Raw genomic sequence first — 734 nt, 5'->3', positions numbered from 1 at the left:
CTAAGCCCCGCGCGTCGCCGCGCCTGCGTGGATCATGTTGTCGCTGAGCTTGGCGTTCCCGAACGACGGGCATGCCGGGTTCTCGGTCAGCATCGCTCCACGCAGCGCAAGGTTCCAACGACACCGGATGATGAAGCGGCCTTGACCGCCGACATCATCGCGCTCGCCATCCAATATGGCCGCTACGGCTATCGCCGCATCACAGCGATGCTGCACCATGCGGGCTGGGTGGTGAACGTCAAGCGGGTCGAACGGATCTGGCGGCGCGAGGGGCTGAAAGTTCCGCAAAAGCAGGCCAAACGAGGCCGCCTCTGGCTGAACGACGGTTCCTGCATCCGGTTGCGACCGGAGTATCCCAACCATGTCTGGTCCTACGACTTTGTCGAGGACCGGACCCACAACGGAAGGAAATTCCGCATGCTCAACCTGATCGACGAGTTCACAAGGGAATGCATCTCTATCAAGGTGAGCCGGCGGCTAAAGGCCGTCGACGTGATCGACGTTCTGTCCGACCTGTTCATCCTGCGCGGCATCCCCGGTCACATTCGATCCGACAACGGCCCGGAGTTCATCGCCAAGGCGTTGCGTGATTGGATCGCCACCGTCGGTGCCAAGACCGCCTACATCATGCCCGGCAGTCCTTGGGAAAACGGGTATTGCGAGAGCTTCAACTCGAAGCTTCGCGACGAACTGCTCGATGGAGAAATCTTCTATACGCTGAAGGAGGCCCAGAT

The 734-nt window shown here is 60.5% G+C and carries 1 protein-coding gene; it reads left to right on the top strand.

The genetic code is table 11. The features are described 5' to 3' along the window. Nucleotides 1-734 (top strand): IS3 family transposase (locus ACX3P1_RS28245; protein WP_459083129.1); only part of this gene is annotated, 734 nt, incomplete at both ends.

It is taken from the genome of Mesorhizobium sp. A623 (assembly GCF_054489405.1).
Note: the sequence above shows the minus strand (reverse complement) of the source record. Positions and strands in the feature narration are given on the sequence as shown.